A 25,174-nucleotide genomic window follows, 5' to 3' on the forward strand; every position below is an offset into this window, starting at 1 on the left:
CGGCGGCTCGATTGGCTTCACCCGGAGTATCCCCTTCATGATCGTTTACGGCATTCCAAATTGCGACACCGTCAAAAAAGCGCGGCTATGGCTTTCAGCCCAGGGTCAGGCGCATGAGTTCCATGATTTCAAGAAGCTGGGCGTGCCGCCCGCGCAGCTCGCGCGCTGGATGGAAGCCCTGGGCTGGGAGAAAATCGTCAATCGCCAGGGCACGACCTGGCGCAAGCTCGACGCCGCCGCCCAGGCCGGCGTGCAGGACGCAGCCAGCGCCAGCGCGCTGGTGCAGGCCCAGCCCAGCCTGATCAAGCGCCCGGTGGTCGAATGGCCCGACGGTAGCATCAGCGTGGGCTTCCAGGCCGATGCCTGGCAGGCGCGGCTGGACGCAAACAGCTGAAAAGCATACAAACACTTACCGGCGTTTACCCCGCTGGCGCACGCGGTTCACCGAGCAGGCCTAAAATTTGGTCCATTGCCGGGGCATGAGTGCCGCGGTCAGCAAAGGAGCTTGAGCCATGAAAAGAATGATCTGGATCGGAGCCGCGGCCGCGCTGTCCACAGGCGCTGCAATGGCCCAGGAGCAAGGCCGCGTGCTGTCCGTCTCTCCCGTGCAGCAGCAGGTGAGCGTGCCCCAGCAGGTCTGCCAGGATGAAACCGTGCCGGTGCGCCAGCGCAGTTCCGGCGCGGGCGCGGTGATAGGCGCCGTGGTCGGCGGTCTAGCCGGCAACGCCATTGGCGGCGGCTCGGGCCGTGCGGCAGCGACGGGAGCGGGCCTGGTCGGCGGCGCGATGCTGGGCAACCAGCTCGAAGGCAACAACAGCACCCAGTACCAGACCGTGCGCCGCTGCACCACGCAGAACTACTACCGCAACCAGGCGGTGGGCTACGACGTGGTCTATGAATACGCCGGTCGCCAGTACACGACGCGCACCGCCACCCCTCCGGGCGACTGGATCGCGCTGAACGTGCAGCCGGCACCGCAAGCCTACGCGCCCAGCTATCCGCAGGGCTACTACGGCACGCCGGACGCCTACTCCGCTCCAGCCTATCCCCCGGTGACCTATGCCACACCGCAGACGGTCTATACGGCGCCCCCGGACACGGGCTACAGCGCGGCCGACTATGTGGCCCCCATACTGCTGGGCGCGACGATTGCCGCTGGCGCCCACTATGTGCTGCGGCCGCGCGATCGCTGGAACGGAGCGCGCCACTACGAGCGTCCGCACCACCACGGCGGCTGGCGCCGCTGAGGCAATCCCACCTTCTCAACGCCCCTGAAGCCCGGGTTTCAGGGGCGCTTTGCTTGGCGACTCCCCTGCACGCAGCACGGAGGACGCTGGCTGGCCTAAAATCTGCGCTTTGCCCACTTTCACGGACCGCGTTCTTCCATGACCACCGAAAACTTCGCCGGCGTTACCCTCACCACCAAAGCCAACGTCTACTTTGACGGCAAGTGCGTGAGCCATAGCTTCACCCTCGCCGACGGCACCAAGAAATCGGTGGGCGTGGTCCTGCCCGCCACGCTGACCTTCGGCACGGCCGCCGCCGAAATCATGGAATGCGTGGGCGGATCGTGCGAATACCGCCTCGACGGCACCGACCAGTGGCTCAGCTCCCAGGCCGGTGAGTCCTTCCACATTCCCGCGAATTCGAAGTTCGACATCCGCGTGACCGAGGCCTACCACTACATTTGCCACTACGCGTGAGCCCGGCGGCCGGCCTGCGGGCCGGACCCACTTAATTCTCTTACCCAGAGTGCACTGATCTATGGAAACCATCCTCAAGAACCTTCCCGTCGGCGACAAAGTCGGCATCGCCTTCTCCGGCGGCCTGGACACCAGCGCCGCGCTGCGCTGGATGAAGAACAAGGGCGCCGTGCCCTACGCCTACACCGCCAACCTGGGCCAGCCCGACGAAGCGGATTACGACGAGATTCCGCGCAAGGCCATGGAATACGGCGCCGAGAAGGCCCGCCTGATCGACTGCCGCACGCAACTGGCCAACGAAGGCATTGCCGCCATCCAGGCCGGCGCCTTCCACATCTCCACCGGCGGCATCACCTATTTCAACACCACGCCGCTGGGCCGTGCCGTGACCGGCACCATGCTGGTCGCCGCGATGAAGGAAGACGACGTCCACATCTGGGGCGACGGCTCGACTTTCAAGGGCAACGACATCGAGCGCTTCTACCGCTACGGTCTGCTCACCAACCCCGCGCTGCGCATCTACAAGCCCTGGCTGGACCAGGCCTTCATCGACGAACTCGGCGGCCGCGCCGAAATGTCGGCCTTCATGACCAAGGAAGGTTTCGGCTACAAGATGAGCGCCGAGAAGGCCTACTCGACCGACTCCAACATGCTGGGCGCGACGCACGAAGCCAAGGATCTGGAACTGCTGTCGAGCGGCATCCGCATCGTCAACCCCATCATGGGCGTGGCGTTCTGGAAGCCTGAAGTCGAAGTCAAGGCCGAGGAAGTCTCGGTGACCTTCGAGGAAGGCCGTCCCGTGGCCCTCAACGGCAAGCGCATCGAAGACCCGGTCGAGCTGTTCCTCGAAGCCAACCGCATCGGCGGCCGCCACGGTCTGGGCATGAGCGACCAGATCGAGAACCGCATCATCGAAGCCAAGAGCCGCGGCATCTACGAAGCCCCGGGCATGGCGCTGCTGCACATTGCCTACGAACGCCTCGTGACCGGCATCCACAACGAAGACACCATCGAGCAGTACCGCATGAACGGCCTGCGCCTGGGCCGTCTGCTGTACCAGGGCCGCTGGTTCGATCCCCAGGCCATCATGCTGCGCGAAACCGCCCAGCGCTGGGTCGCGCGCGCCATCACCGGCACCGTGACGCTGGAGCTGCGCCGCGGCAATGACTACTCGCTGCTCAACACCGAGTCGGCCAACCTGACGTACCAGCCCGAGCGCCTGTCGATGGAAAAGGTCGAGGACGCACCGTTCTCGCCCGCCGACCGCATCGGCCAGCTGACCATGCGCAATCTCGACCTGATGGACACGCGCGACAAGCTCGCGATCTACGCCAAGACCGGCCTGCTGTCCATGGGCAGCGGCTCGGCCCTGCCGCAGCTGGGCAACGACAAGAACTGATCAGGCGCCAGCCGGTCCATGAAAGCCACGCCATCGCCCGATGGACGTGGCTTTTTTTTCACCCTTCTACGGCCTTGTTTCTGTCTCCACCGCGGCGGCTCCTCCGATCAACGACATGAACACCCACCCTGACACTTCGGCCAGCCATCTCCCCACGCCGCAGCAAAGCGATCCCTTGTTCAGCACGATTCTCGATCTGCTGCTGGACGCGGTGTGCGTGGTGGATGCGCAGGGCTACTTCGTCTTTGCGAGCGCCGCCTGCGAAGCAGTATTCGGCTACACGCCAGAGGAAATGATAGGTCGGCGCATGATCGACATGGTGGCGCCGCAGGACCGGGAAAGAACGCTGCAGGCAGCGCACAACGTCATGGCTGGCCAAAGCCACCTGCATTTCGAGAACCGCTATGTACGCAAGGACGGCAAGCTCATCGACCTGATGTGGTCGGCGCGCTGGTCCGAAGTCGATCAGGTCAGGATCGCCGTGGCGCGCGACATTTCCGCGCGCAAGCGTGCGCAGGCGCTGCAGACCGCGACCAACGCCATTTCGGAAGCCGCCCACGAGGCCAAGGACATGCGCGAACTGCTGCAACGCGTTCACCAGATCATAGACGCGCTGCTGCCCTGCCTCGCATTCGCCGTGGCGCTGCGTGACGAGAGCCGTCAACAGCTTGAATTCCCTTATCTGGTGCTCGACGGAGATGCCGGCACCGACCGCCCCACCCCCATGGTGCAGGCCTTTTGTGACGACATCATCCGCTCTCCCGATCCCAGGCACAGCCCGCAGCAGGTGGCCGTGCCGGGGCCGGAAGACGCGGCGTCCTGGCTGGGCGTGCCGCTGATCACGCAGCAAGGCGTGATGGGCGCGCTGGTGCTCAAGAGCCACTCCAATGCCGTGCAGGATCAGGAGACGCTGCAGTGCATTGCCACGCAGGTGGCGTCCGCAGTGGAGCGCCGGCGCCTCTACGCAAGCCTGCAGTTCATGGCGCATTTCGATCCGCTGACCGGCCTGGTCAACCGCACCATGCTGCATGACCGCCTGAGCCGGGCGCTGGAGCGCGCCGGGCGCGACGGGCTCTTTCTCTGCGTGCTGTATCTGGACCTGGACGGGTTCAAACAGATCAACGATTCCCTCGGACATTCGGCCGGCGACAGCCTGCTCAAGGCGTTCGCGCAGCGGCTCAAGGCCTGCTTTCGCAGCTACGACACCGTGGCCCGCGTGGGTGGCGACGAGTTCGTGGTGCTGCTCGAGTCGACTGCCCCCATGGATGGCGCATGGGTCATCGCGCACAAGATCGGCGCCACGTTCGATACGCCGTTCGACATCAACGGCCAGCAGCTCAACATACAGACAAGCATAGGCAGCGCCAGCTATCCCGAACACGGCAGCAACGAACACGAGCTGCTGCAGCATGCCGACAACAGCATGTACCGCATGAAGAAAGCCGGCGGCCACGGCGCGCGATGACCCTGACCTGGCCGGCTGAGCGCGCTTATTTCTGCAGCTTCTTCTCTATCGTGGCCCCGGCCTTCTCTTCCTTCTTGCGGCGGTTGAACACCTGGCGCATGTAGCGCACATCGCTGTCGGACAGGTGTTTCTGCGCCGCGACGAACTGCTCCTGCTCCTCCTCGCGAATGTGGTGCAGGTATTCGTCGCGCAGCGCGGCGAAGCGGCGCAGCCAGCCGGGCGAGGCCATGTCGCGCGCGGCCAGGTCGGCCAGCATCTTGTCCATCTCCTTGTGCTCGCCGACTGCATGGCGCGCGTCCTCGGTGGTCTCGGGATTGCGCAGCACGCTGGACCACAGCGCCTGCTCCTCGGCCGCGGCATGGCCCTTGATCTCCCTGACCAGCTCCATGAACAGGCGCTCGCGCTCAGGCGAATGGCCGTGGGTCGCGCTGATCATCGCCAGCAGCGCGCGGTGGCGGTCATGGTCTTCGACCAGGCGGCCGAAGATGTCGGCATCGCCGCGAAAACGCGTGGCCGGCGTGCTGCCGATGTTCGCCGGCACATCCTCGGCAATTGCCTTGGCCTTGGCGATCGCAGCGCGCTTGGCTTGCAGGGGGGGAATGGGCTTGGCCTTGGCGATCGCGGCGCGATTGGCTGGCATGGGGGGAATGGGCTTGGCAGTGCTTTTCGCCGTGGCAGTTCGGTTCATTGCGGTCCTCGTGGTGGTGCATGGTTGTTTTGGCGGTCCATCCTCACCATTGACCAAAGCTGCGAGTCGCCATGTAAGCCGAAGACGCATTGCATCCTCATCCTGCGCCGGGACTGCGCACCTTGCCGCGGGGCGGCGACATTCCTGCAGCAAAAGGAGCTTGAATCGGATACGTTTCTTCCGGTTTCCTTACAAACCATTCCAGGTCGACGCACCAAAAATGGGACTTTTCCAATCAACCGGAAGGCTCTCCATGACGGCACCTACCTATGTTCAGTCCGACCCCCTCGCTCCTTCCGCCCTTCCTCGGGCTGTCGACGGTGCAGGCGTTTCCTGGGCGGCAATTTTCGCGGGCGCGCTCGCTGCCGCAGTACTGTCTCTTGTCCTCTTCGTTCTCGGCATAGGCCTGGGCCTGTCGTCGATCTCGGTCTGGTCGGGCCGCGGCGTCGAAGGCGAGACTTTCGGCTGGACAGCTGCCGCCTGGTTTGCATTCACCCAACTGGCCTCGGCCGGCGTCGGTGGCTACATCGCTGGCCGCCTGCGCACCCGCTGGCTGGGCGTGCAGGTTGACGAAGTCTATTTTCGCGACACCGCCCATGGATTCCTGGCCTGGTCGCTGGCCACTTTGCTGATGGTGGCGCTGATGGGCTCGGTCGCCAGCAGCGCGATCACCGGCACCGCCAAGGCCGCGGGTGCTGTGGCGTCGGGTGCGGCAACCATGGTCGGCGGCGGCGTGCAGGCGGCGGTTGCCGGCGCGACCGGTGCGATTGCGGGCAGCGGCGACAGCCAGGGTGCTTCGGCCAATCGCTTCGGCTATTGGGTCGACAGCCTGTTCCGCCCCGCCCCCACCACCGATGGCACGACGGCCCCCGTGCCGCCAAGCCAGCGCTCGCCCGCCGATGTGGCCAAGGAAGTCACGAGCATCTACGCCAATGCGCTGCAGACCGGCAAGCTGCCGGAAGAAGACGCGCGCTACGTCGCACAACTGGTCGCCGAGCGCACCGGCCTGACTCAAGAGCAGGCTCTGGAACGCGTGCAGAAGTCGTTCGAGCAGGCGCAGCAGCAGATCGCCCAGGCCAAGGCCAAGATCGATGAAGCCGAAGTCAAGGCCAAGGAAGCCGCCGAAACCGCACGCAAGGTCGCCGCGCACTCGATGCTGTGGCTGTTCGTCGCGCTGCTGATCGGTGCTTTCGTCGCCAGCCTGTCCGCCACCTGGGGTGGCCGCCAACGCGACGCTTTCTAAACCATTTTGTCCACCGCCGGCCCTTGCGGGCCGGCCCTTCACTCCAAAGGACCATCCATGCGCTCCATTCTCCTGTTCCTGCTTGGCATTCCGATTCCCATCATCATCCTGATCGCGCTGCTCACCTGATACGCGATCCATGTGTCCCCAGCCCGCCGCGTGCGGGCTTTTTCATGGGGAGTGGGCCAGCAGATGCCGCGCCAGTTGCTGCGCGGGCGCGGGCAATGCGTCGAGATCGCGCACGCACAGCATCAGATTGCGCGCGGCCCAGGCGTCGGTCAAGGCAATGCGCTTGATCTTTGCCGCGCGCGCATGGCGCAGCGCGACCGCCTGCGGAACAATGCCCACGCCTATGCCTTCGCCCACCATGCGGCACACCGATTCGAAACTGCGCAGGCGAACGCGATAGTTCAGCCGCTGGCCCAGGCGCCGTGCCTGCTGGGTGATGTGGGCCTGCAGTGCGCTGCCGTCAAGCAGGCCGACAAAGGCGCAGTCGACGATTTCCGCCAGGTCAACCGAGCGGCGCTGCGCCAGCCCATGGCCGCGCGGCACGACCAGCACCAGCGGGTCCGCACAAAAGGCAAAGCTCTGCAGGCCTTCGAGGTCCACGGAGTCGGAGACCATGCCGACATCGCACAGCCCGTTGCGCAGCGCGTCGACGATCTCGCTGCTCGCACGCTCCTCCAGATCGACGGAAATGCCGGGATGCCGCGCGAGAAAGCCGCCCAGCACCTGCGGCAGATGCTCGCTCAGGGCCGAGGTATTGCACAGCAGGCGCACATGGCCCTTGAACCCCGCGCCATAGTCGGCGAGTTCGCCCTGCAGTCGGTCCATCTGCTGCAGCACCAGGCGCGCGTGGTGCAGCAGCGTGCGGCCCGCGGGCGTCAGCTGCACGCCGCGGCGTTCGCGCAGCAGCAGCGCCACGCCCAGCGCCTCCTCCATGCCGCGCACGCGCTCGCTCGCCGAAGCCAGCGTCATGTGGCTGCGCTCGGCGCCCCCCGTGATCGTGCCCGCCTCATGGACGTTCAGGAACAGCCGCAGATCGGTCAGGTCAAAGCGCATGGCCGCAAAGTACCACATCGAGGCTCAGGAAGCGCCTGAGGCTGGCTACGCAACATCCGCATTCCGCGCCGTGCCTGGCGTCGCCAGAATCGCGCCATGCATTTCCCCATTGCGCTTTCCGACGCCGTCTGGCCGCTGCTGGTCACCCTGGTCTTCATTCTCGCCGGCCTGGTCAAGGGCGTGGTCGGCCTGGGGCTGCCCACGGTTGCCATGGCCTTGCTCGCGCTGCTGATGACGCCCGCCCAGGCCGCGGCGCTGCTGATCGTGCCTTCGCTGGCCACCAACGTGTGGCAGATCCGGCCCTGGCCGGCGCTCTGGCCCCTGCTGCGCCGCCTGGCGCCCATGCAGATCGGCGTGTGCATAGGCACGCTGGCCGGGGCCTGGGCGCTGGGTGCGCCCGCAGGTGCCTGGGCCACGGCCTGCCTGGGCGCGGCGCTGGTCGGCTACGCGGTCTGGGGCCTCACGGGCGCGCGGCTGACCGTGCGCGCGGCCAGCGAGCCCTGGCTGGGGCCGTTGATAGGCGCCGCAACGGGCCTGGTCACGGCGGCCACGGGCGTGTTCGTGATTCCCGCCGTGCCTTATCTGCAGGCACTCGGATTGCAGCGTGATGCACTGATACAGGCCATGGGCATCTCGTTCACGGTCTCCACCGTGGCGCTTGCCGCCGGCCTGTATTTCAATGCGCAGTACTCAAGCGCCAGCCTGGGCGCATCGGTCATGCTGCTGCTTCCCGCCCTCGCAGGCATGGCCGCCGGACAGCATCTGCGCCACCGGCTATCGCCCGTGCTGTTCCGAAAAGTCTTTCTGGCCAGCCTGATCGTGCTGGGCCTGCACATGGTGCTCAAGGAAATGCTCGCGCCTTGACGCGCAACAGCGCTCAGTGCGCCTGGTCCGACCAGACCGCCAGCTCGTAGCCGTCCGGGTCCTGAAAGTGAAACCGGCGCCCGCCGGGAAAAGCGAACACCGCACGGGTGATCACCGCGCCCGCTGCTTCGAGCCGCCGCTGGGCCTGGGCCAGATCGTCGGCATACAGGATGACCAGCGGGCCACCGGGCCGCACGGCCTCGCCCGTGGTGAAGCCGCCGGTCAGGCGGCCGTCGCTGAACTCCGTGTAGGTCGGACCATAGTCGGTGAACTGCCAGTCGAAGGCCGCGCCATAGAACGCCTTGCTGCGCGCGATGTCAGCGACGTTGAATTCGATATTGTCGATCCTGCGATCGCGTTCGGTGGTGGTCATGCTTTTTCCTGGGTGGAGTGAATTGCCGCCATGATCGCTTGAGCGCGCCCCTGCGTCTTGGACAAATCGGCCAAGTCGGCCATATGCGGCAAAGCCGGCAAGGCTAGTGCAAACGTGGATAGACCGCACGATACCGATTCCAGACACTGTCCATCAGTTGATTGTCTTGCCGCTGAACGCGCGCATCCCCTGAAATTCCTGTTCCCCATCGCGGCCACGACGGCTGCAGTCCTTGCCACCCATCCGAGCGCCCTCGGTGGACAGGAATATGTCGACAAAGTGCTTGATCGAAATCCGTGCCCCGGGCCCGGACTTGCTCCGTAATTTTTCAACAGCAGGAGACAACATGCGACAACCCCAGCGTTCTCTAGGCCACCTGGCTTTATTGCTGCCCTTGTCGGCCGTACTGGTCGGATGCGGCGGCAATGGTGACGGCGGCAGTCCGCCCGCACCGCTGCCATTGGCTTGCGCGGATCTGAACGGCATGACCATTGCCGCGGCCGACATAGGCCTGCCCACGACCGGCGCGCTGGTCACCGCCGCCGCTACGGTCGCGGCAACGGGCAGCGGCGCGGGCGCCACGCCAGAGTTCTGCCGCGTGAGTGCGTCGATTTCTCCGGTAGACGCCACGGCGCCGAAGATCATGCTGCAGGTGGCCTTGCCGGCCGTATGGAACAACAAGGCGATGATGTTCGGCGGCGGCGGCTACAACGGCACGATTCCTTCGGTGACAGGCAACGTCCCCGCAGGGCCGACCGTGCAGGCAACGCCGCTGGGCCGTGGTTACGCGACATTCGCCAGCGATTCGGGACACCAGGCCACGGCCCTGGGCAGCCAGGACGGCTCGTTCGGCGTCAACGACGAGGCGGTCCGTAATTTTTCGGGCGATGCGCTCAAGAAGACGCGCGATGTGGCGCTGGCGATCATCAAGGCGCGCTACGCCATGGGCGCGCCGACCAAAGCCTATTTCGCCGGCGGCTCCACCGGCGGCCGCGAGGCACTGGCCGTGGCGCAGAAATGGCCGCAGGACTGGGACGGAGTGATTGCGCTGTATCCTGCGGGCGCAGCTGCAAGCCTAGACCTGCAGTTCGGCCGCATCACGCGCGCGCTGGCCCAACCCGGCGCCTATCCCAGCCCGGCCAAGCGCAAGCAGCTGTACGACGCATCGATGCAGGCATGCGATGCGCTCGACGGCGTGGCCGACGGCCTGATCAGCGACATCAAGGCCTGCAACGCACGCTTCGATCCCATGACCGCGAACGTCAACGGCCTGCCGCTGCGCTGCGCGGGCGGCCTGGACCAGGGCGACAGCTGCCTGTCGGACGCTCAGATCGCGGCCTTCAATGTCATCAACACGCCGATCACCTTCGGCTACCCGCTGGCCAGCGGCGAGACCCAGTATCCGGGCTTCAACACCTGGGGCACCGACTTCGGCATTCCCAACGCCAGCCCCTTGCAGCCCACCGTCTCGGCGCTCTCCTTGAAGACCGTCCAGCCCGCCAATCCCATGCCTACCGGCGCGCCCTATGGCAGTGTTTTCTGGGACCAGTGGGTGCGCTTTTTCGTGACGCGCGACCCTAACTTCAACGCGCTCACGCTGGACCCGCAAAACCCCGGCCCCTACCAGGAGCGCATCAGCGCGCTGAGCGCGCTGCAGGACGTCAACAAGACCGATCTGACGGCGTTCCAGTCCAGGGGCGGCAAGATGCTGATAGCGCACGGCACGGGCGATGCACTGGTCAGCACCCGCGCCACCGCGCAGTACGTCGATCGCGTGCGCACGACCATGGGCCAGGCGCGCGCCGACACCTTCCTGCGCTACTACGAGATTCCGGGCTACGGGCATGCGGTCAGCAGCGTCTTCAATGCCGCCTGGGATTCGCTGTCGACGCTCGAGAACTGGGTCGAGAAAAGCACGCTGCCACCGAACCAGACCGTGACCGATACAGCCGGCGTTCCGGGCCGCACGCGTCCGCTGTGCGACTACCCCGCGTATCCGCGCTACAACGGCAGCGGCGACATCAACGTGGCAGCCAGCTTCAGCTGCTCCACGCAATAGCGCCGCAACGGCAGGGGCCGGCGCCGGGCAACGCCGCCCCGGTTCAAGACCGGATCTGTGCCAGCAAGGCCGTCGCGGTCATGCCGCACAATGCCCGGACTTCACGCGCCAGATGGGACTGGTCGGCATAGCCTGCATCGACCGCCAGCAGCGCCAGTCCCGCGCTGTGATCAGCGCGGGTCAAGTCCATAAATCGCTGCAGGCGCAAGATGCGCTCCAGTGTCTTGGGCCCATAGCCGAAATGATCGCGGCTATGGCGCAGCAAGCTGCGCTGGCTGATGCCCAGGCGCTCGCGCATGCGCTGCGCGCCCAGTCCACGCGCCGCCAAATGGAAGGTCTCGCGCGCGCTGCGATCGGCACCGGGGAGGTTTCCCGAAGCCGCGATCAGCTGCGCTTGAAAGACCTGCGCCCGCGCGCCTGGAGAGCAGGCATCTTCCATCCGCTGTGCGAAGTCCCTGCCCCTGACGCCCAGCAGATCCGCCAACGCCACTTCCCGGCCCACGATCTCCGACATCGGCAGGCCCAGCCAGCCGCGTGCAGCCCCGGGCTGGAAGCGCGCGCCCATGACACGCGCTCCGGGTGCGAGATCGGGATGCGCGGCGACGATGTCCGGGCCGACCACCAGCAAGCGGTCGGCGCGCCAGACGATGTCGACACAGCCGTCGGGCATGACCGCAATATCGCTGGCCTGGCCATCGGACAGCGCGCTGCTCCAGAGGCACTGGAACTGCGCCTGCAAACCGGGCGGGGGCAGATGCTCCCGGTAATGGCCGGTGATGCCCGCTATTCCCGAAGTCTCCACTCCCGCACTCTTCTCACGCATTTTTCGCCGGACGCTGATTGACCGCCTCCCCGGGGCCCGCGACCCGCAGCAGCTTGCGAAATCGCGGGCAGGCCATGTGCGCCGGTGCCGGGCATTCGGCGACATGGCGCAGCAGCTTGCTCAAGGTGGTCATGCGGCGGATCTGCTGATCGAGTTCGTCCGCCCTCTCGTGCAAGGAGGGCCGCGGCAGATCGGGCTGGCGGTTCTGGTCGAACATGCCGTTGATCTCATCGAGCGAAAAGCCCGCGCCCTTGCCCAGGGCGATCAACGCCAGTTGATCCAGCGTTTCCTCGCGGTACTGGCGGCGCAGGCCGTTGCGCGCCACGGACGCGATCAGGCCGCGCTCTTCGTAGTAGCGCAGCGTGGAGGCGGGCAGGCCGCTGGTTTTCGACAGCACGCCGATATCGAGAAGATTCACTCTTGACCTCAAGTTGACTTGAAGTTGCATAGTAAAGCTGTCCTTCATTCCGCAGCAAGAAGTCCGCATGAAAAACGCAACTCCCCTCCCCCACAACAGACTTGTACTGGCGACACTCGCCAGCGCCATCCTGCTCGCGTCGCTGGGCATCAGCATCGCGACCGTGGCACTGCCCACGCTTGCCAGGGCCTTCTCTGCAAGCGTCGCGCAGGTGCAATGGGTGATGCTGGCCTATCTGCTCGCGGTCACGCTGGCCATCGTCTCCGCCGGGCGCATGGGTGATCTGCACGGCCACCGGCGCGTGCTCCTGGCCGGCATCGTACTGTTCACGCTGGCGTCGGCCGCGGCAGCGCTCGCTCCCGGCCTGGGCTGGCTGATTGCCGCGCGCGCGGCGCAAGGCCTGGGCGCAGCCACGCTGATGGCGCTGCCACTGTCGCTGGCCAAGGGCCTGGTCGCCAAGGAGCGCATGGGCGCGGCGATGGGCCTGCTGGGCACCATGTCAGCCATAGGCACGGCGCTGGGTCCGTCCGCAGGCGGGCTGTTGATTGGCGCCCTGGGCTGGCGCAGCGCCTTCGCCTTGCTGACCGTGCTCGGCGCGGGTCTGCTGCTGCTCGCCTTGAAAGCGCTTGCCGGCACGAAAGACCGCGCGAGCGCGACGCACGCGCCGCTGGCTTTGGGCCTGCTGCGCGACCGTGCGGTCGCCACGCCGCTGGCGATGAATCTTCTGGTCGGCGCGGTGATGATGGCCACGCTGGTCGTAGGCCCGTTCTTTCTGGCTTTCGGCCTGGGCCTGACCGAAGCGCAGACCGGGCTGGTGATGGCCACGGGCCCGGTCGCCGCCGCGCTGTCGGGCGTGCCTGCGGGGCGCATCACCGACCGCATTGGCGCCCAAGCCAGCTTGCGTGCGGGCCTGGCGCTGGCCGCGGCTGGCCTGTGCGGCTTCGCGCTGCTGCCCGCCGCCATAGGCGTGCCGGGCTACATGCTGGCGCTGGTACTGGTCACGCCCGGATTCCAACTGTTCATGGCGGGCAACAACACCGCCGTGATGCGCGCCGCGCCAGAGGCACACAAGGGCCTTCTTTCGGGACTGCTGGGGCTGTCGCGCAACCTGGGGTTCATGCTCGGCGCCTCGCTGCTGCCGCTGCTGTTTGCCGCACTGCTGGGCGCCGATGGCCTGGCCCACAGTTCGCGCCAGGCCATGGAGCAGGCCTTTGCGACGACCTTTCTCGCCACCGCGGGCCTGTGCCTGCTGTCACTTCTTCTGGCCTTGCGCCGTCAGGCGGCGCATCGCGGCATAACCTGAAACGCGGCGGCACTCACGGCTTGGCAAGATGCTCGACCAGCGCGCGCGCGACCGGCGGCAGGCCTTCGAACGAGCGCATGCACAGCACCAGTTGGCGCTGCGCCCAGGGCTCGTCCAGGCGCAAGGCCGTGATCGCCAGCGTGCCCGCGTACAAGGCGGCGCTCTGGCGCGGCAGCACGCCCACGCCCAGGCCCGCGGCCACCATCAGGCACAGTGCGTCGTAGCTGGTCACCTGGATGCGCAGCTTCAACGGCAGATCCACCTGCGCGGCGCTGCGCGTGAGCAACGCGTTGATCACGCTGCCCACATGCGCGCCGACGAAGTCATAGGCCAGCGCCTGGCGCATGTCGACCTGCTCGAACTGCGTGAGCGGGTGGCCGTGCGGCGCGATCAGTATCAGCTCGTCCTGGCGGTAAGGCAGATAGCACAGGTCGCCGCCATAGCGGCCCGCATTCAGAATGCCGAAATCGGCCGTGTTCTGCGCCACGGCCAGCGCGATCTCGCTGCTGATCTTCTCCTGAAGGTGGACCTGCACTTCGGGGTGCTGGGTCATGAAGCCCTGCAGCTGCGCGGGCAGGAACTGCGTGATCGCCGAGATGTTGGCCACCATGCGCACATGGCCGCGCATGCCGCTGCCGTACTCGCGCATCTGGCGCGCGATGCCATCGATCTCACCGAGCACGCTGCGCGCCAGGCCCAGCAAGGTATAGGCCGCGGGCGTGGGTGCGATCCCGCGGTTGCTGCGCTCGAACAACTGCACCTTGAGCTGGGCCTCGAGTTCCGCGAGGCGGCGGCTCGCGGCAGACGTGGCGATGTTTTCGCGCGCGGCGGCACGCGCAATCGCCTGCTCCTCCATGACGGCCACGAACAAACGCAAGGAAATGGGGTCGAGTCGCATGCCCGCATTTTGCTTTGCCAAAACGGCAGTGCAGCCGCATGCGTTCACGCTTTCACCTAGGGTATCTACTGATTTTCTGTTCAGCCATGCCGAAATGCGATGGCAGAGACGCAAATCAGCGTTTTGCAGCCGCGACTATCTTTTGCATCATTGCGGCCTTCGCGATGCGAATCGAAACCGCCGAGAGAGAAGGAACGAATGCAGGAAACGCAACAACATATGCCGGCACTGGACGCGGGCGCGCTCGCGGGCGTGCGCGTGATCGAGATGGGCCAGCTGATCGCCGGCCCGTTCGCGGGCAAGACCCTCGGTGAGTTCGGCGCCGACGTCATCAAGATCGAGGCACCGGGCGACGGCGATCCGCTGCGCAACTGGCGCATGATCAAGGACGGCACCTCGGTGTGGTGGCAGGTGCAGTCGCGCAACAAGAAATCGGTGGCGCTCGACCTGCGCAAGCCCCAGGGCCAGGAGCTGGCGCGCCAGCTGCTCAAGGAAGCCGACGTGCTGATCGAGAACTTCCGGCCCGGCACGCTCGAAGGCTGGGGCATGTCGCCCGACGAACTGCATGCGCTCAACCCGGGGCTGGTCATTCTGCGGATTTCTGGCTACGGCCAGACCGGCCCCTACCGCGACCTGCCGGGTTTCGGCGTCGTCGGTGAAGCCATGGGCGGCCTGCGCCATCTCACGGGCGAGCCCGGACGCGTGCCGGTGCGCGTGGGCGTGTCGATCGGCGACACGCTCGCGGCGCTGCACGGCACCATAGGCGTGCTGACGGCGCTCTATCACCGCCAGGCGCATGGCGGCAAGGGCCAGGTGATCGACGTGGCGCTGCACGAAGCGGTGTTCAACGTGATGGAAAGCCTGGTGCCCGAATACAGCGCGTTCGGCGCGGTGCGTGCAGCCGCGGGCAGCGCCCTGCCCGGCATCGCGCCCTCGAACGCCTACCCCTGCGCCGACGGCTGGGTGCTGGTCGCGGGCAATGGCGACAGCATCTTCAAGCGGCTGATGCAGACCATAGGGCGCGACGACCTGGCCGGGGCCAGCGACCTGGCCGACAACGCCGGGCGCGTGGCGCGCGTGCAGGAGATCGACGCCGCGATTGCCGCCTGGACCCAGGCCCGCAGCATCAATGAGGTGCTCGAACAGCTGGGCGCGGCGCGCGTTCCCGCCGGCCGCGTCTACACCGCCAAGGACATCTGCGAAGACCCGCACTACCGCGCGCGCGACATGATCCTGCAGCAGCAGACACGCGACGGCTACAGCGTCGAAGTGCCGGGCATCGTGCCCAAGCTGTCGGCAACGCCGGGCACGGTGCGCAGCAGCGCGCCCAAGCTGGGCGACGACACCGACGCGGTGCTCGCGGGCATGGGCCTCAATGCCCAGCAGATCGCCGAACTGCGCGCGCAGGGAGTGATCCAATGAGCAGCACCGCCAACGTCTGGAACGGCGCGGGCCGGCGCATCTACCTCCAGGAAGTGGGCCCGCGCGACGGCCTGCAGATGGAAAAAGTCTTCGTGCCAACGGCGCAGAAGATCGCCATGGTCGATGCGCTGTCGGCGGCCGGCATGGCCAAGATCGAAGTCACGGCCTTTGTCTCGCCCACGGCGATTCCCGCGCTGGCCGACGCCGAGCAGGTGCTGTGCGGCATCGCGCGCCCGCCCGGCACCGTGATGACCTGCCTGGTGCCAAACGTCAAGGGCGCCGAGCGCGCGATGGGCGCGGGCGCCGATGAACTGAACCTGGTGATGTCGGTCAGCGAAACCCACAACCTCGCCAACCTGCGCATGCTGCGCGAGCAGTCGTTTGCGGGACTGCAGGATGTGATCGCGGTCGCCCGGCAGGGCCGGGTCGCCATCAACGTCTCGCTGTCGTGCAGCTTCGGCTGCCCGATGGAAGGCGATGTGCCGGCCGAGGTCGTGCTCGACTGGGCCCAGCGCTTCATCGATCTGGGCGTGCAAGGCATCACCTTGTGCGACACCACGGGCATGGCCCATCCAGCCCAGGTGCATGCCCTGGTCGGCGCGTTCAAGGCGCGCTGGCCGCAGACCACCCTGACACTGCATTTCCACGACACGCGCGCCATGGCGCTGGCCAATGTGCTCGCGGCCATCGCCGCCGGCGCGGACCGGTTCGACGCCTCGGTGGGCGGCATGGGCGGCTGCCCTTATGCGCCCGGCGCCAGCGGCAATGCCTGCACCGAGGAACTGGTGCATGCGCTGCAGCTCATGGGCTACGACACGGGTGTCGATCTGGCGGCGCTGACCGCAGTGGCAGCGGCCTTGCCCGCGCAGATCGGCCACGACATTCCCAGCGCCATCGTCAAGGCGGGGCCGGTGCAGCAGTTGCATCCCGCGCCCGCATCGCTGCAGGAAGTTCGCGCACGCGCGATGGAGCGGCTGCAGGCCGCGCAATCGGGGCTTTGAAGCCCGCATTACAAAATCCAAGGAGACACAAAATGACCATGACCCGCAAGCAATTCGGCCGCCTCGCACTGGCCACCGGCCTGGCCCTGGGCGTTGCCGGCACCGCCGCCGCACGCTCCGACTACCCCGTCAAGCCCATCACCATGGTGGTGCCGGCCGCCGCCGGCGGCACCACCGATCTGGCCGCGCGCATGGCGGCCCAGGCCCTGGGCCCGGTGCTGGGCCAGACCATCGTGGTCGAGAACAAGGGCGGCGGCAACGGCAACATCGCCGCGGCCCAGGCCAAGCGCGCCGAAGCCGATGGCTATACCTTGCTGATGCAGTACTCTGGCTTTCACGTGATCTCGCCCCACCTGGGCAAGAGCGCCTGGGAGCTGACGGACTTCGTTCCCGTGGCCAACGTGCTGTCCGCGCCGCAGATCGTCGTCGTGCGCCGCGATCTGCCCGTGAACACGCTGCAGGAACTCGTGGCCTACGCCAAGGCCAATCCGGCCAAGCTCAACTATGCGTCTTCGGGCAATGGCTCGCTGCAGCATGTGACCGGCGTGCAGCTCGAACAGGCCGCTGGCATTCGCATGGTGCATGTGCCCTACAAGGGAACGGGCCCTGCCTTGCAGGATCTGCTGGGCGGCCAGGTCGATCTGACGTTCGGCACCGCGCCGCCGTTCATGGCCCATATCCAGTCGGGCAAGCTCAAGGTGCTGGCCGTGACCGGCAAGGAGCGCCTGCCCAGCCTGCCCAACGTGCCGACCACGGCCGAAGCGGGTCTGCCCGGCGTCAACGCCACCTCTTGGTTTGCGCTGTTCGCACCGGCCAAGACCTCGCCCGAGATCGTGCGCAAGCTCGAAACCGATGTGCGCAACATGCTGGCCGATGCCGCGTTCCAGAAGAAGGCGCTGGACCAGGGCGCGACCGCCGATTTCAAGGACAGCAAGGCACTGGGCGCCATGGTCAAGCGCGACTGGGACATGTGGGGCAAGATCGTCAAGGACGCCAACATCCAGGCCGAGTGATCTCAGGCTTCGATGCGCACCGCTGCGCCCATGAACTGCACGGCGCGGCCCAGCGCCTGCAGATCCTGATCCGATAGGCAGCCGAGCGGATCGCGCAGCAGGAAGCCCTGCGCTTCATCAAACCGCACTTCGGGCCAGACGCAGGCCGGCTGCGGCTGGCGCTGCATCAGCGCGGCAAGCGCGGACTCCAGGTAGCGCTGCCTGGCCATGGCGCGCAGTTCGGGCTTGAACACCTTGCCCACATTGGTGGTCGGCAGCGCAGCAACGATTTCCACGTAGCGCGGGCGCGCGGGCGGCTCGTCGACATGGCGCGCCGCAAATTCGCGCAGCGCTTCGGCGTCCGCCGTCTGCCCGTCCCTAAGCGTCACATAGGCCACGGGCACTTCGCCCGCCAGCGGGTCGGGCGCGCCCACCGCGGCGCAGGCTTTGACGGCTGGATGGCGCTCCAGCGCCTGCTCTATCACCAGCGGGTCGATGTTGTGGCCGCTGCGGATGATCAGGTCTTTCGAGCGGCCCTGCAGCTTGAGCAGGCCCTCGGCCGACAGCGAACCCAGATCGCCGGAAAGCAGCCAGCCGTCCGCGGTGAAATAGCTGTCGCGCGCAATCGCGCCCAGATAGCCCGCAAATAGATTGGGCGACTGGAACAGCACCATGCCGGTTTCGCCGGGCGCGGCTTGGTCGCGCATGACATTGCCGCTGGCGTCCAGCTGGGCGATGCGAATGCGCGCATGCGGCGTTCTGAAGCCCACATGGCCCACGCTTGCCTGCACGCCCTGCGGCGTGATCGTCGAGATGCCGGTCATCTCGGTCATGCCCAGGCTTTCGTGCACATGCAGGCCGGTGCGTGCCTGGAAGCGGCGCGCGGTTTCCTCGCTCAATGGCGCCGCGCCGGTGCGGAAGTAGCGTATCGAGGAAATGTCGGCGCCCGCCAGATCGATATCCGCCAGCATGGACAGCACCGTGGGCACGGCCGACATCACCGTGGGCCGGTGGCGCTCCACCAGGCGCCAGAAGTTGGCAATCACGCCCTTGTTGCGAAACAGCTCGGTGGTCGGAATGATGACTTCGGCACCCGCCGAAAAGCAGGCCAGCGAACCCGGCAGCACGCCGGCCACATGGAACAGCGGATAGCCGTTGATGGTGCGGTCGTTCGACGTCAGCCCCTGCATCTGCACGCTGGCCCAGGCGGTATAGACCTGGGCGCCATGGGTCTGCGCCGCGAGCTTGGGCGAACCCGTGGTGCCGCCGGTGTGAAAGTACGCGGCGATGTCGCCGGGCGCGATCTCGCGGCCCGAGACCAGCCGGTCGGCCGGTTCGCGCGCGATCACATCGGCAAAATCCAGCACGCGCGCGCCTATGCCTGCGGTATCGGGCGCCGCGCCCGCATGGCTCACGTACAGCACATGCGTGATGCCGCAAGTCAGCTGCGCCACCTTGCGCCAGATGCCGGCGTCATCGGCATCGGCCCAGGCGATCAGCACCTTGGCGCGCGTGGCGTCGAGCAGCGACGAGATCTTCTCGGCGGTGAGCAGCGGGTTGATGGGCTGGACGATGGCCGCGGCCTCGCCGCCCCACAGCGCGAAATGGTATTCGGCGCAGCCAGGCAGCATGATGGCCACGGTGTCCTGGCTGCCCAGTCCCAGGCCATGCAGCGCATTCGCGGTCTGGTTGATCTTGCCCAGCAGCTGCGCATAGGTGTAGCGCTGGGCCTGGGCATGGCCATCGGCGGATGGAAGAAACGTCAGCGCCGCGCCCGCGCCATGGCCGCGCGCCGCGGCCTCGAACAGCGCATGGGTGGACCGGGGCGCGATCAATGCATCGAGCGGCGTCTGCTCGATGGCCTCGATGTCGGCGAGGCTGCGTATGGGGCGAATGGGGTGAAACATGGGGACTTGAAAAACTCGGAAATCACGAAACAAACAAGCGGTTGCCGCGCGCAAACGCCGCGCGGCAATCGCGCACCATGCGGTCTATCAGTTCCTCGCAGGTGGGCACGTCGTCGATCAGGCCCACGCACTGGCCCGCGGCAATCACGGCGTCGTCGATATCACCCGACTGCAGCGCCGCCTTGCCGCGCTGGCCGGTCACGAGATGGCGCAGGTCTTCGAACGCGCTGCCGCCGGGGCGGCGCTCCAGCGCCACCACTTGCTGGGTCACGCTGCTGCGCAGCGCGCGCGAGGTGTTGCCCAGGCTGCGCAGCACCAGCTGGGTATCCGTCTCCCTGGCATTGACCAGGGCCTGTTTCAGCGCCTCATGCACCGGCGATTCGACCGTGGCTAAAAAGCGCGTGCCCATGTTGACGCCTTCGGCGCCCAGCGCCAGCGCGGCCGCCATGCCAGCGCCCGTGGCAATGCCGCCCGAAGCGACGACCGGGATGTCGAGCACCTTCACCGCTGCGGGAATCAGCACCAGGCCGGGAACATCGTCCTCGCCGGGATGACCCGCGCACTCGAAGCCGTCGATGGAGACCGCATCGACGCCTATCTTCTGCGCCGACAGCGCATGCCGCACCGACGTGCATTTGTGCACCACCGTGACGCCCGCCGCGTGCAGCCGGCCTATGTACTCCCGGGGATTGTTGCCCGCAGTCTCGACGATGCGTATGCCGCTGTCGATGATGATGTCGATGAATTCATCGTAGGGCGGCCGGTTCTGCGCGGGCAGAAACGTCAGATTCACCGCGAACGGCGCGCGCGTGAGCGCCTGCGTCTTCTCGATTTCCGCGCGCAGTGCCTGCGGCGTGGGCTGGGTCAGTGCGGTCAGCACGCCCAGACCACCGGCGTTCGATACCGCGGCCACCAGCGGGCTGCGCGCCACCCACTGCATGCCGCCCTGGATGATGGGATAGCGTATGCCGAGCAACTCCGTGATGCGTGTCTTCATGGTGCGTCTATGTCTTTGGCCAGCGCTGGCGCGGCTTTCCCGCGCCCGGCGTCTGCAGGCTGATTTCTTTCGGAACGTGAAACGATTTACTCGGGCGTGAGCTGGTTGTCCTTGATCACCTTGCCCCAGCCCGTGAAGTCGGACTGCAGCAGCTCCTGCGTCTTCGCGGGAGTGAGGAAGGCGGCCAGAACGCCTATCTGCTCGAAGCGCTGGATGATCTCGTCGCTGGCCAGAATCTGGCGCGACTCCTCGCTGACCCGCTTGATGATGTTCTGCGGCGTGTCCTTGGGCGCGACCAGGCCGCCCCATGACGACGCCTCGTTGCCGCCAAAGCCCTGCTCGGCCATGGTGGGCACATCGGGCAGCGACTTCACGCGCTGCGGCGTACCCACGGCCACGGCCTTGAGCCGGCCGGCCTTGATCTGCGGCAGCGCCGTGACCATGTCGGCATAGATCACCGGCACCACGCCGCCCAGCGTGTCGTTCATCGCGGGCGCGCTGCCCTTGTAGGCGATGTGCTGCATGTTGGTGAAGCCCTTGGACTTCATCAGCTCCATGCTCAGATGGCCCGAACTGCCCGCGCCCGAGCTGGTGTACATCAGCGTCTGCGCGCTGGCCTTCGACTTGGCGAACAGCGACTTCAGATCGGTCACGTCGGGCAACGAGTTCCTGTTGACCGCAATCACATTGGGCAGGTCGTAGATCTTGGTGACGGGCGCGAAGCTGGTCGCGGGATTGAACGTGGCCGTCTTGAAAAAGTGCGGCGCAAGAATGGTGGGCGTGACCATCATCATCAACGTATAGCCATCGGCCGGCGTGCCGACGAACTGGCCGGCAGCGACCGCGCCCGATGCGCCGGGCTTGTTGTCGACCACGATGGGCTGGCCCAGGCGCTTGCCCAGCGCCTCTGCATAGACGCGCGCCGCGGAGTCGGTGGGGCCGCCCGCGGGGAATGGCACGACCAGCTTGATGGGCCGGTCGGGCCAGCCCGCGGCCGATGCCTGCAGACTGGGAAGCGCCATGAGGATACCCAGCGCAAGCAGCGTCGGAGTGCGTAAGAACTTTGAACGTGTGATGGCCATTTTGTCTCCTTGCCTGTGCATTTTTCTTATCCCATTGATTGGGCTTTGGCTCATTCTTGCAAACAAGCCAGGCGTTGACAACGACTGCATCGATGTACATCATGGTCAAGAATATTTGACATGCGGAGATGGCTTCAATGGACTTGCAGGCACTGACGATCTTTGTCGAAATCGTCGACGGCGGAAACCTGGCCCAGGCGGCACGCACATTGAACATGTCGCGCGCCAATGTCAGCTACCACGTGGCCAGGCTGGAAAAATCGCTGGATGCCGAGCTGCTGCGGCGCACGCCCCAGGGCATTGAGCTGACCCCCATGGGCCAGCAGGTCTACGAGCATGCGCGCAACATCGTGCACGAGTCGGCACTGATGCGCGAAGCCGTGAACGCCAGCGCCAACGATCGGCAGCTCAGCGGAAAGATTGGCCTGAGCGCGCCCACGGGCTTCGGCCAGCTGGTCATGGGGCCCTGGCTCATAGAGTTCAAGAAGAAGTACCCGGCCATCATTCTGGAAGTGCGGCTGGAGAACTTCATCGACAATCTGGTCAAGGACGGTGTGGACGTCGCCATACGCGTGACCCAGGAGCCGCCGCCCATGGTGGTCGCGCGCGACCTGGGGCCGGTGCGCTACGCGCTGTGCGCCAGTGCCGAATGGGCGCAACGCCACCGCGTGCCGCAGACGCTGGCCGAACTGCGGCGCACGCCCATCATCACGTCGGGCGGCGTCAGCGGCCGGGTGCGCATGACGGCCACGCAGAACGATCATGGGGAGGAAATCGAGTTCGTTCCCACGCTGATGTCGCGCAGCTATCCGTTTGTGCTCGACTGCATTCTGGGTGGCCTGGGCCTGGGCCTGGTGCCCGACTACATGACCCATGCGCGCGTTCAGGCCGGCGAGATGGTGTCGGTGCTCGCCGACTACCAGTTCAGCATCAACCGCAATCACATGTACCTGATGTACATGCCCAACCGCTACCAGTCGCGTGCCACCATCACCTTCATCGACTTCCTCACGGACAAGATGGGCCTGCTGCGCATGGTGCGCAAATCGGGCACCTGAGGCCTGGCCCTGCAGGGCCAGCCCGCTGTCAGGATTTCGCGGGCGACTTCACCGGTTCGCGCATGGTGACGAACTCTTCCGCCGCGGTCGGGTGTATGCCTATGGTGCTGTCGAACAAGGCCTTGGTCGCGCCGGCCTTCATGGCCACGGCGAAACCCTGGACGATCTCGCCGGCCTCGGCGCCCACCATGTGCAGGCCCACCACGCGATCGGTCTTGGTCTCGACCACGAGCTTCATCAACGTGCGCTCGCTGCTGCCCGAAAGCGTGTGCTTGAGCGCCTTGAACTCGCTGCGAAAGATCGTCACCTCGCCATACAGTTCGCGCGCCTGCGCTTCGCCGTAACCCACCGTGCCTATGCTGGGATGGGTGAACACGGCGGTGGGAATGAACTCATAGCTCATGCGGCGCTCGGGTTTGCCGGCCTGCGGGCCGAACAGCTGGTCGACGACCACCATCGCTTCGCCCAATGCCACGGGAGTGAGCTGCACGCGGCTGGTGACATCGCCCACGGCATAGATCGAAGGCACATTGGTCTGGTAGTGTTCATCGACCACCACGGCCCCATCCTTGCGCTGTACAACACCCGCGGCTTGCAGACCCAGGCCGACCACCAGGGGCACACGGCCCGTGGCATACAGCACGGCATCGGCCATCACCTCGCCGCCGTCCTTGAGCCGCACGCGCAGGCCCGCGTCCGTTTTGGTGATGGACGCGACATCGGCACCCAGCCGCAGATCGACGCCGGCCTTGCCCATCTCGGCGGCAACGAAATGGCGGATCTCGTCATCGAAGCCGCGCAGCACCTGCTCGCCGCGGTAGAGTTGGGTGACCTGGGCGCCCAGGCCGTTGAAGATGGACGCGAACTCGCAGGCGATGTAGCCGCCGCCGACCACCAGCAGACGCTGCGGAAACGGCTCGAGGTCGAAAATGGCGTTGGAGTCGATCACATGCTCGCGGCCTTCGATATCGGGCAGGTGGGGCGTGCCGCCGGTCGCGACCAGGATGTGTTGGGCGGTCAGGCGCTGTTCAGCCGCTTCGCCGTCAAGCTTGAGCATGACTGACTGCGGGCCGTCGAGACGCGCGAAGGCGTTGAACACCGTCACCCCCGCACCTGTCAGCAGGTTGCCGTAAATGCCGTTCAGCCGCGTGATTTCGCGCGCGCGGTTGGCCTTGAGCGCGGCCCAGTTGAGCACCGGAGCCTGGCCTTCCCAGCCGAAGCCATGCGACTCCTCGAACGCCTCGGCGTAGTGCGCCGCATAGCTGTAGAGCTTCTTGGGAATGCAGCCCACGTTGACGCAGGTGCCGCCCAGGCCTGCACCGCCCAGGCGCTCGGCCAGCGCCACGCGCGCGCCGCGCTGCGCGGCCATGCGCGCGGCGCGCACGCCGCCGCTGCCGCCACCGATAACGATCAGATCAAAGTCATGCTTGTTCATCATTTGTACTTTCCTGTAGGGACTGCGCGGCATCCCATGCCAACGTGCCAGGTGTACATCATCGTGCTTCTTCGACATCGGCGCCCTGCTGTGCGGCTTTGCCCAGCAGGAAGTCGATCAGCGTCGCGATCGCCTTGGTCTGGTAGCGCGTGGGCATGTAGAGCAGGTATTTGTTGGTGGACAGGAAATCCAGGCTGCCGGGCGCAAACGGCAGGCTCAGCAGTTCGCCGCGCTGCAGCGGCTCGCGCACCATGTAGTCGGGCACCACGCCCACGCCCAGGCCCTGCAGGATGGCGTCGCGCAGGAAGTAGAAATTGGCCGACATCAGCCGCGGCTTGATGCGCAGCTCCGTGCTGCCGCCTACTTCGTAGCCCGCCAGGCGCAGCTTCTGGCCCGTGAGGTTGGAGCTGATCAGCGGCACCAGGTGCAGGTCGGCCAGGCTGGTGGGCATGCCACCGGCCTGTACCAGCGCCGGCGCCGCGCAGGCCACATAGTGCACCGGCCCCATGTTGCGTGCGACCAGATGCGGCGGCGGCTCGGTCATGACCCGCATCGCGAAATCGACCGCGCCTTCGAGCAGGTCCTCGATGTCATTGTCGAACACCACTTCCAGCGTCACGCCCGGGTACAGCTGCATGAACTCCGTGAGCCAGGCCGACATCATCAGCTGGCCGTAACCGCTGGGCACCGACAGGCGCACCGTGCCCTGCAGGCTCTGGCCCAGGCTGCTGACGGACTCGGTCGCGGCCAGCAGCTCCTGGCGTATGGCGCGGCCGTGTTCATAGAGCTTCCAGCCCAGCTCGGTGGGCTCGATCTGGCGCGTGGTGCGGCGCAGCAGCTGCTGGTCGAGTTCGCGCTCGAACTGGTTGAGCCGCTGGCTCACGCTGGCGCGGCTCACGCCCAGACGGGCCGCGGCGCGGCTCAGATTGCCGGCTTCGATGATGTCAACCAGCAGGGACAGGGTAGCCAGGTTCATTGTCAA

At 66.4% G+C, this 25,174-nt stretch carries 25 protein-coding genes; 13 read left to right on the forward strand and 12 right to left on the reverse strand.

Annotated features, from left to right (window positions below):
• Nucleotides 1-37 precede the first annotated feature (37 nt).
• The 5 genes from ACSVDO_RS13405 to ACSVDO_RS13425 all read left to right on the forward strand — a co-directional run bounded on the left by ACSVDO_RS13405 (nucleotide 38) and on the right by ACSVDO_RS13425 (nucleotide 4,567).
• Entirely contained in the window at nucleotides 38-394 is a 357-nt protein-coding gene (locus tag ACSVDO_RS13405; protein WP_332549875.1) for an arsenate reductase, read from the forward strand.
• Nucleotides 395-512: 118 nt separating this feature from the next.
• Complete coding sequence (locus ACSVDO_RS13410; protein ID WP_489592709.1) at nucleotides 513-1,247, forward strand: glycine zipper 2TM domain-containing protein; 735 nt, start codon at nucleotides 513-515, stop codon at nucleotides 1,245-1,247.
• Nucleotides 1,248-1,385: 138 nt separating this feature from the next.
• On the forward strand, nucleotides 1,386-1,703 hold the full coding sequence (ppnP, locus tag ACSVDO_RS13415) for a pyrimidine/purine nucleoside phosphorylase (protein ID WP_332540205.1): 318 nt from the start codon (nucleotides 1,386-1,388) through the stop codon (nucleotides 1,701-1,703).
• Between the two features lie 61 nt (nucleotides 1,704-1,764).
• Entirely contained in the window at nucleotides 1,765-3,102 is a 1,338-nt protein-coding gene (gene argG, locus ACSVDO_RS13420) for an argininosuccinate synthase (RefSeq protein WP_489592711.1), read from the forward strand.
• A gap of 115 nt (nucleotides 3,103-3,217) precedes the next feature.
• Nucleotides 3,218-4,567 (forward strand): diguanylate cyclase domain-containing protein, encoded by a 1,350-nt coding sequence (locus ACSVDO_RS13425; RefSeq protein ID WP_489592713.1) that lies wholly within the window; start codon nucleotides 3,218-3,220, stop codon nucleotides 4,565-4,567.
• Nucleotides 4,568-4,592: 25 nt separating this feature from the next.
• Here the strand turns inward: ACSVDO_RS13425 and ACSVDO_RS13430 are convergent, their stop codons facing one another.
• Nucleotides 4,593-5,207, reverse strand: coding sequence for a hemerythrin domain-containing protein (locus ACSVDO_RS13430; protein ID WP_489592716.1), 615 nt, complete (start codon nucleotides 5,205-5,207; stop codon nucleotides 4,593-4,595).
• A 301-nt stretch (nucleotides 5,208-5,508) separates the two neighbouring features.
• Between ACSVDO_RS13430 and ACSVDO_RS13435 the strand changes: the two genes are divergently transcribed.
• Nucleotides 5,509-6,498 carry a hypothetical protein gene (locus tag ACSVDO_RS13435; RefSeq protein WP_332538938.1) on the forward strand — a complete coding sequence of 330 codons (990 nt, stop codon included), beginning with the start codon at nucleotides 5,509-5,511 and terminating at the stop codon, nucleotides 6,496-6,498.
• A gap of 171 nt (nucleotides 6,499-6,669) precedes the next feature.
• On the opposite strand, the gene ACSVDO_RS13440 is transcribed toward ACSVDO_RS13435, so the two are convergent.
• Entirely contained in the window at nucleotides 6,670-7,560 is an 891-nt protein-coding gene (locus ACSVDO_RS13440) for a LysR family transcriptional regulator (RefSeq protein ID WP_489596402.1), read from the reverse strand.
• Between the two features lie 96 nt (nucleotides 7,561-7,656).
• Between ACSVDO_RS13440 and ACSVDO_RS13445 the strand changes: the two genes are divergently transcribed.
• Nucleotides 7,657-8,424: a sulfite exporter TauE/SafE family protein gene (locus ACSVDO_RS13445; RefSeq protein WP_332682190.1), complete on the forward strand. Its 768-nt coding sequence runs from the start codon at nucleotides 7,657-7,659 to the stop codon at nucleotides 8,422-8,424.
• Nucleotides 8,425-8,437: 13 nt separating this feature from the next.
• Here ACSVDO_RS13445 and ACSVDO_RS13450 read toward each other — a convergent pair whose 3' ends face one another.
• Entirely contained in the window at nucleotides 8,438-8,797 is a 360-nt protein-coding gene (locus ACSVDO_RS13450; protein WP_489592718.1) for a VOC family protein, read from the reverse strand.
• 153 nt (nucleotides 8,798-8,950) lie between these two features.
• The gene (locus tag ACSVDO_RS13455) at nucleotides 8,951-9,145 is read right to left on the reverse strand and encodes a hypothetical protein (RefSeq protein WP_332538931.1); all 195 of its coding nucleotides are present in this window, start codon (nucleotides 9,143-9,145) and stop codon (nucleotides 8,951-8,953) included.
• Here ACSVDO_RS13455 and ACSVDO_RS13460 point away from each other — a divergent pair.
• Nucleotides 9,144-10,856 carry a tannase/feruloyl esterase family alpha/beta hydrolase gene (locus ACSVDO_RS13460; RefSeq protein ID WP_489592721.1) on the forward strand — a complete coding sequence of 571 codons (1,713 nt, stop codon included), beginning with the start codon at nucleotides 9,144-9,146 and terminating at the stop codon, nucleotides 10,854-10,856. The two genes, ACSVDO_RS13455 and ACSVDO_RS13460, sit on opposite strands and share 2 nt — an antisense overlap.
• A 43-nt stretch (nucleotides 10,857-10,899) precedes the next feature.
• On the opposite strand, the gene ACSVDO_RS13465 is transcribed toward ACSVDO_RS13460, so the two are convergent.
• Together ACSVDO_RS13465 and ACSVDO_RS13470 are read right to left on the reverse strand one after the other, a co-directional pair.
• Nucleotides 10,900-11,679, reverse strand: a complete 780-nt coding sequence (locus ACSVDO_RS13465; RefSeq protein ID WP_489592723.1) for a DUF6597 domain-containing transcriptional factor — start codon at nucleotides 11,677-11,679, stop codon at nucleotides 10,900-10,902.
• Nucleotides 11,672-12,097, reverse strand: coding sequence for a helix-turn-helix domain-containing protein (locus ACSVDO_RS13470; RefSeq protein ID WP_489592725.1), 426 nt, complete (start codon nucleotides 12,095-12,097; stop codon nucleotides 11,672-11,674). Before ACSVDO_RS13470 ends, ACSVDO_RS13465 begins: the two co-directional genes overlap by 8 nt.
• 67 nt (nucleotides 12,098-12,164) lie before the next feature.
• On the opposite strand from ACSVDO_RS13470, the gene ACSVDO_RS13475 reads away from it, so the two are divergent.
• Entirely contained in the window at nucleotides 12,165-13,400 is a 1,236-nt protein-coding gene (locus ACSVDO_RS13475; RefSeq protein ID WP_489592727.1) for an MFS transporter, read from the forward strand.
• 13 nt (nucleotides 13,401-13,413) lie between these two features.
• Here the strand turns inward: ACSVDO_RS13475 and ACSVDO_RS13480 are convergent, their stop codons facing one another.
• Entirely contained in the window at nucleotides 13,414-14,298 is an 885-nt protein-coding gene (locus ACSVDO_RS13480) for a LysR family transcriptional regulator (RefSeq protein ID WP_489592729.1), read from the reverse strand.
• 219 nt (nucleotides 14,299-14,517) lie between these two features.
• On the opposite strand from ACSVDO_RS13480, the gene ACSVDO_RS13485 reads away from it, so the two are divergent.
• Genes ACSVDO_RS13485 through ACSVDO_RS13495 form a run of 3 tightly spaced genes read left to right on the forward strand, consistent with a single transcriptional unit; the run spans nucleotide 14,518 to nucleotide 17,734 of the window.
• Complete coding sequence (locus ACSVDO_RS13485) at nucleotides 14,518-15,720, forward strand: CaiB/BaiF CoA transferase family protein (RefSeq protein ID WP_489592730.1); 1,203 nt, start codon at nucleotides 14,518-14,520, stop codon at nucleotides 15,718-15,720.
• A complete protein-coding gene (locus ACSVDO_RS13490) occupies nucleotides 15,717-16,721 on the forward strand; it encodes a hydroxymethylglutaryl-CoA lyase (protein WP_489592732.1) in 1,005 nt (334 codons plus the stop codon). The genes ACSVDO_RS13485 and ACSVDO_RS13490 overlap by 4 nt, the downstream gene beginning before the upstream one ends.
• 32 nt (nucleotides 16,722-16,753) lie before the next feature.
• The gene (locus tag ACSVDO_RS13495; protein WP_332538921.1) at nucleotides 16,754-17,734 is read left to right on the forward strand and encodes a Bug family tripartite tricarboxylate transporter substrate binding protein; all 981 of its coding nucleotides are present in this window, start codon (nucleotides 16,754-16,756) and stop codon (nucleotides 17,732-17,734) included.
• A gap of 2 nt (nucleotides 17,735-17,736) precedes the next feature.
• On the opposite strand, the gene ACSVDO_RS13500 is transcribed toward ACSVDO_RS13495, so the two are convergent.
• From ACSVDO_RS13500 to ACSVDO_RS13510, 3 genes are all read right to left on the reverse strand, one after another.
• Nucleotides 17,737-19,620, reverse strand: a complete 1,884-nt coding sequence (locus ACSVDO_RS13500; RefSeq protein ID WP_489592734.1) for an acyl-CoA synthetase — start codon at nucleotides 19,618-19,620, stop codon at nucleotides 17,737-17,739.
• A 22-nt stretch (nucleotides 19,621-19,642) separates the two neighbouring features.
• The gene (locus ACSVDO_RS13505) at nucleotides 19,643-20,617 is read right to left on the reverse strand and encodes an NAD(P)H-dependent flavin oxidoreductase (RefSeq protein WP_489592736.1); all 975 of its coding nucleotides are present in this window, start codon (nucleotides 20,615-20,617) and stop codon (nucleotides 19,643-19,645) included.
• 86 nt (nucleotides 20,618-20,703) lie between these two features.
• A complete protein-coding gene (locus tag ACSVDO_RS13510; protein ID WP_489592738.1) occupies nucleotides 20,704-21,720 on the reverse strand; it encodes a Bug family tripartite tricarboxylate transporter substrate binding protein in 1,017 nt (338 codons plus the stop codon).
• A 116-nt stretch (nucleotides 21,721-21,836) separates the two neighbouring features.
• Between ACSVDO_RS13510 and ACSVDO_RS13515 the strand changes: the two genes are divergently transcribed.
• The gene (locus tag ACSVDO_RS13515) at nucleotides 21,837-22,757 is read left to right on the forward strand and encodes a LysR family transcriptional regulator (protein ID WP_332682201.1); all 921 of its coding nucleotides are present in this window, start codon (nucleotides 21,837-21,839) and stop codon (nucleotides 22,755-22,757) included.
• Nucleotides 22,758-22,785: 28 nt separating this feature from the next.
• On the opposite strand, the gene gorA is transcribed toward ACSVDO_RS13515, so the two are convergent.
• Nucleotides 22,786-24,192, reverse strand: coding sequence for a glutathione-disulfide reductase (gorA, locus tag ACSVDO_RS13520; RefSeq protein WP_489596404.1), 1,407 nt, complete (start codon nucleotides 24,190-24,192; stop codon nucleotides 22,786-22,788).
• Between the two features lie 58 nt (nucleotides 24,193-24,250).
• Nucleotides 24,251-25,168 (reverse strand): LysR family transcriptional regulator, encoded by a 918-nt coding sequence (locus ACSVDO_RS13525; protein ID WP_332538915.1) that lies wholly within the window; start codon nucleotides 25,166-25,168, stop codon nucleotides 24,251-24,253.
• Nucleotides 25,169-25,174 lie beyond the last annotated feature (6 nt).

This window comes from Comamonas sp. DB36 (genome assembly GCF_057914905.1).

Bases quoted from the DNA above. Each gene is read 5' to 3' on its own strand.
- ACSVDO_RS13510 (WP_489592738.1), bottom strand. From the start codon at position 21,720: ATGCACAGGCAAGGAGACAAAATGGCCATCACACGTTCAAAGTTCTTA.
- ACSVDO_RS13450 (WP_489592718.1), bottom strand. From the start codon at position 8,797: ATGACCACCACCGAACGCGATCGCAGGATCGACAATATCGAATTCAAC.
- ACSVDO_RS13435 (WP_332538938.1), top strand. From the start codon at position 5,509: ATGACGGCACCTACCTATGTTCAGTCCGACCCCCTCGCTCCTTCCGCC.
- ACSVDO_RS13455 (WP_332538931.1), bottom strand. From the start codon at position 9,145: ATGTTGTCTCCTGCTGTTGAAAAATTACGGAGCAAGTCCGGGCCCGGG.
- gorA (WP_489596404.1), bottom strand. From the start codon at position 24,192: ATGAACAAGCATGACTTTGATCTGATCGTTATCGGTGGCGGCAGCGGC.
- argG (WP_489592711.1), top strand. From the start codon at position 1,765: ATGGAAACCATCCTCAAGAACCTTCCCGTCGGCGACAAAGTCGGCATC.
- ACSVDO_RS13490 (WP_489592732.1), top strand. From the start codon at position 15,717: ATGAGCAGCACCGCCAACGTCTGGAACGGCGCGGGCCGGCGCATCTAC.
- ACSVDO_RS13410 (WP_489592709.1), top strand. From the start codon at position 513: ATGAAAAGAATGATCTGGATCGGAGCCGCGGCCGCGCTGTCCACAGGC.
- ACSVDO_RS13515 (WP_332682201.1), top strand. From the start codon at position 21,837: ATGGACTTGCAGGCACTGACGATCTTTGTCGAAATCGTCGACGGCGGA.
- ACSVDO_RS13485 (WP_489592730.1), top strand. From the start codon at position 14,518: ATGCCGGCACTGGACGCGGGCGCGCTCGCGGGCGTGCGCGTGATCGAG.
- ACSVDO_RS13440 (WP_489596402.1), bottom strand. From the start codon at position 7,560: ATGCGCTTTGACCTGACCGATCTGCGGCTGTTCCTGAACGTCCATGAG.
- ACSVDO_RS13505 (WP_489592736.1), bottom strand. From the start codon at position 20,617: ATGAAGACACGCATCACGGAGTTGCTCGGCATACGCTATCCCATCATC.
- ACSVDO_RS13445 (WP_332682190.1), top strand. From the start codon at position 7,657: ATGCATTTCCCCATTGCGCTTTCCGACGCCGTCTGGCCGCTGCTGGTC.
- ACSVDO_RS13405 (WP_332549875.1), top strand. From the start codon at position 38: ATGATCGTTTACGGCATTCCAAATTGCGACACCGTCAAAAAAGCGCGG.
- ACSVDO_RS13480 (WP_489592729.1), bottom strand. From the start codon at position 14,298: ATGCGACTCGACCCCATTTCCTTGCGTTTGTTCGTGGCCGTCATGGAG.
- ACSVDO_RS13500 (WP_489592734.1), bottom strand. From the start codon at position 19,620: ATGTTTCACCCCATTCGCCCCATACGCAGCCTCGCCGACATCGAGGCC.
- ACSVDO_RS13425 (WP_489592713.1), top strand. From the start codon at position 3,218: ATGAACACCCACCCTGACACTTCGGCCAGCCATCTCCCCACGCCGCAG.
- ppnP (WP_332540205.1), top strand. From the start codon at position 1,386: ATGACCACCGAAAACTTCGCCGGCGTTACCCTCACCACCAAAGCCAAC.
- ACSVDO_RS13460 (WP_489592721.1), top strand. From the start codon at position 9,144: ATGCGACAACCCCAGCGTTCTCTAGGCCACCTGGCTTTATTGCTGCCC.
- ACSVDO_RS13430 (WP_489592716.1), bottom strand. From the start codon at position 5,207: ATGCCAGCCAATCGCGCCGCGATCGCCAAGGCCAAGCCCATTCCCCCC.
- ACSVDO_RS13465 (WP_489592723.1), bottom strand. From the start codon at position 11,679: ATGCGTGAGAAGAGTGCGGGAGTGGAGACTTCGGGAATAGCGGGCATC.
- ACSVDO_RS13475 (WP_489592727.1), top strand. From the start codon at position 12,165: ATGAAAAACGCAACTCCCCTCCCCCACAACAGACTTGTACTGGCGACA.
- ACSVDO_RS13525 (WP_332538915.1), bottom strand. From the start codon at position 25,168: ATGAACCTGGCTACCCTGTCCCTGCTGGTTGACATCATCGAAGCCGGC.
- ACSVDO_RS13495 (WP_332538921.1), top strand. From the start codon at position 16,754: ATGACCATGACCCGCAAGCAATTCGGCCGCCTCGCACTGGCCACCGGC.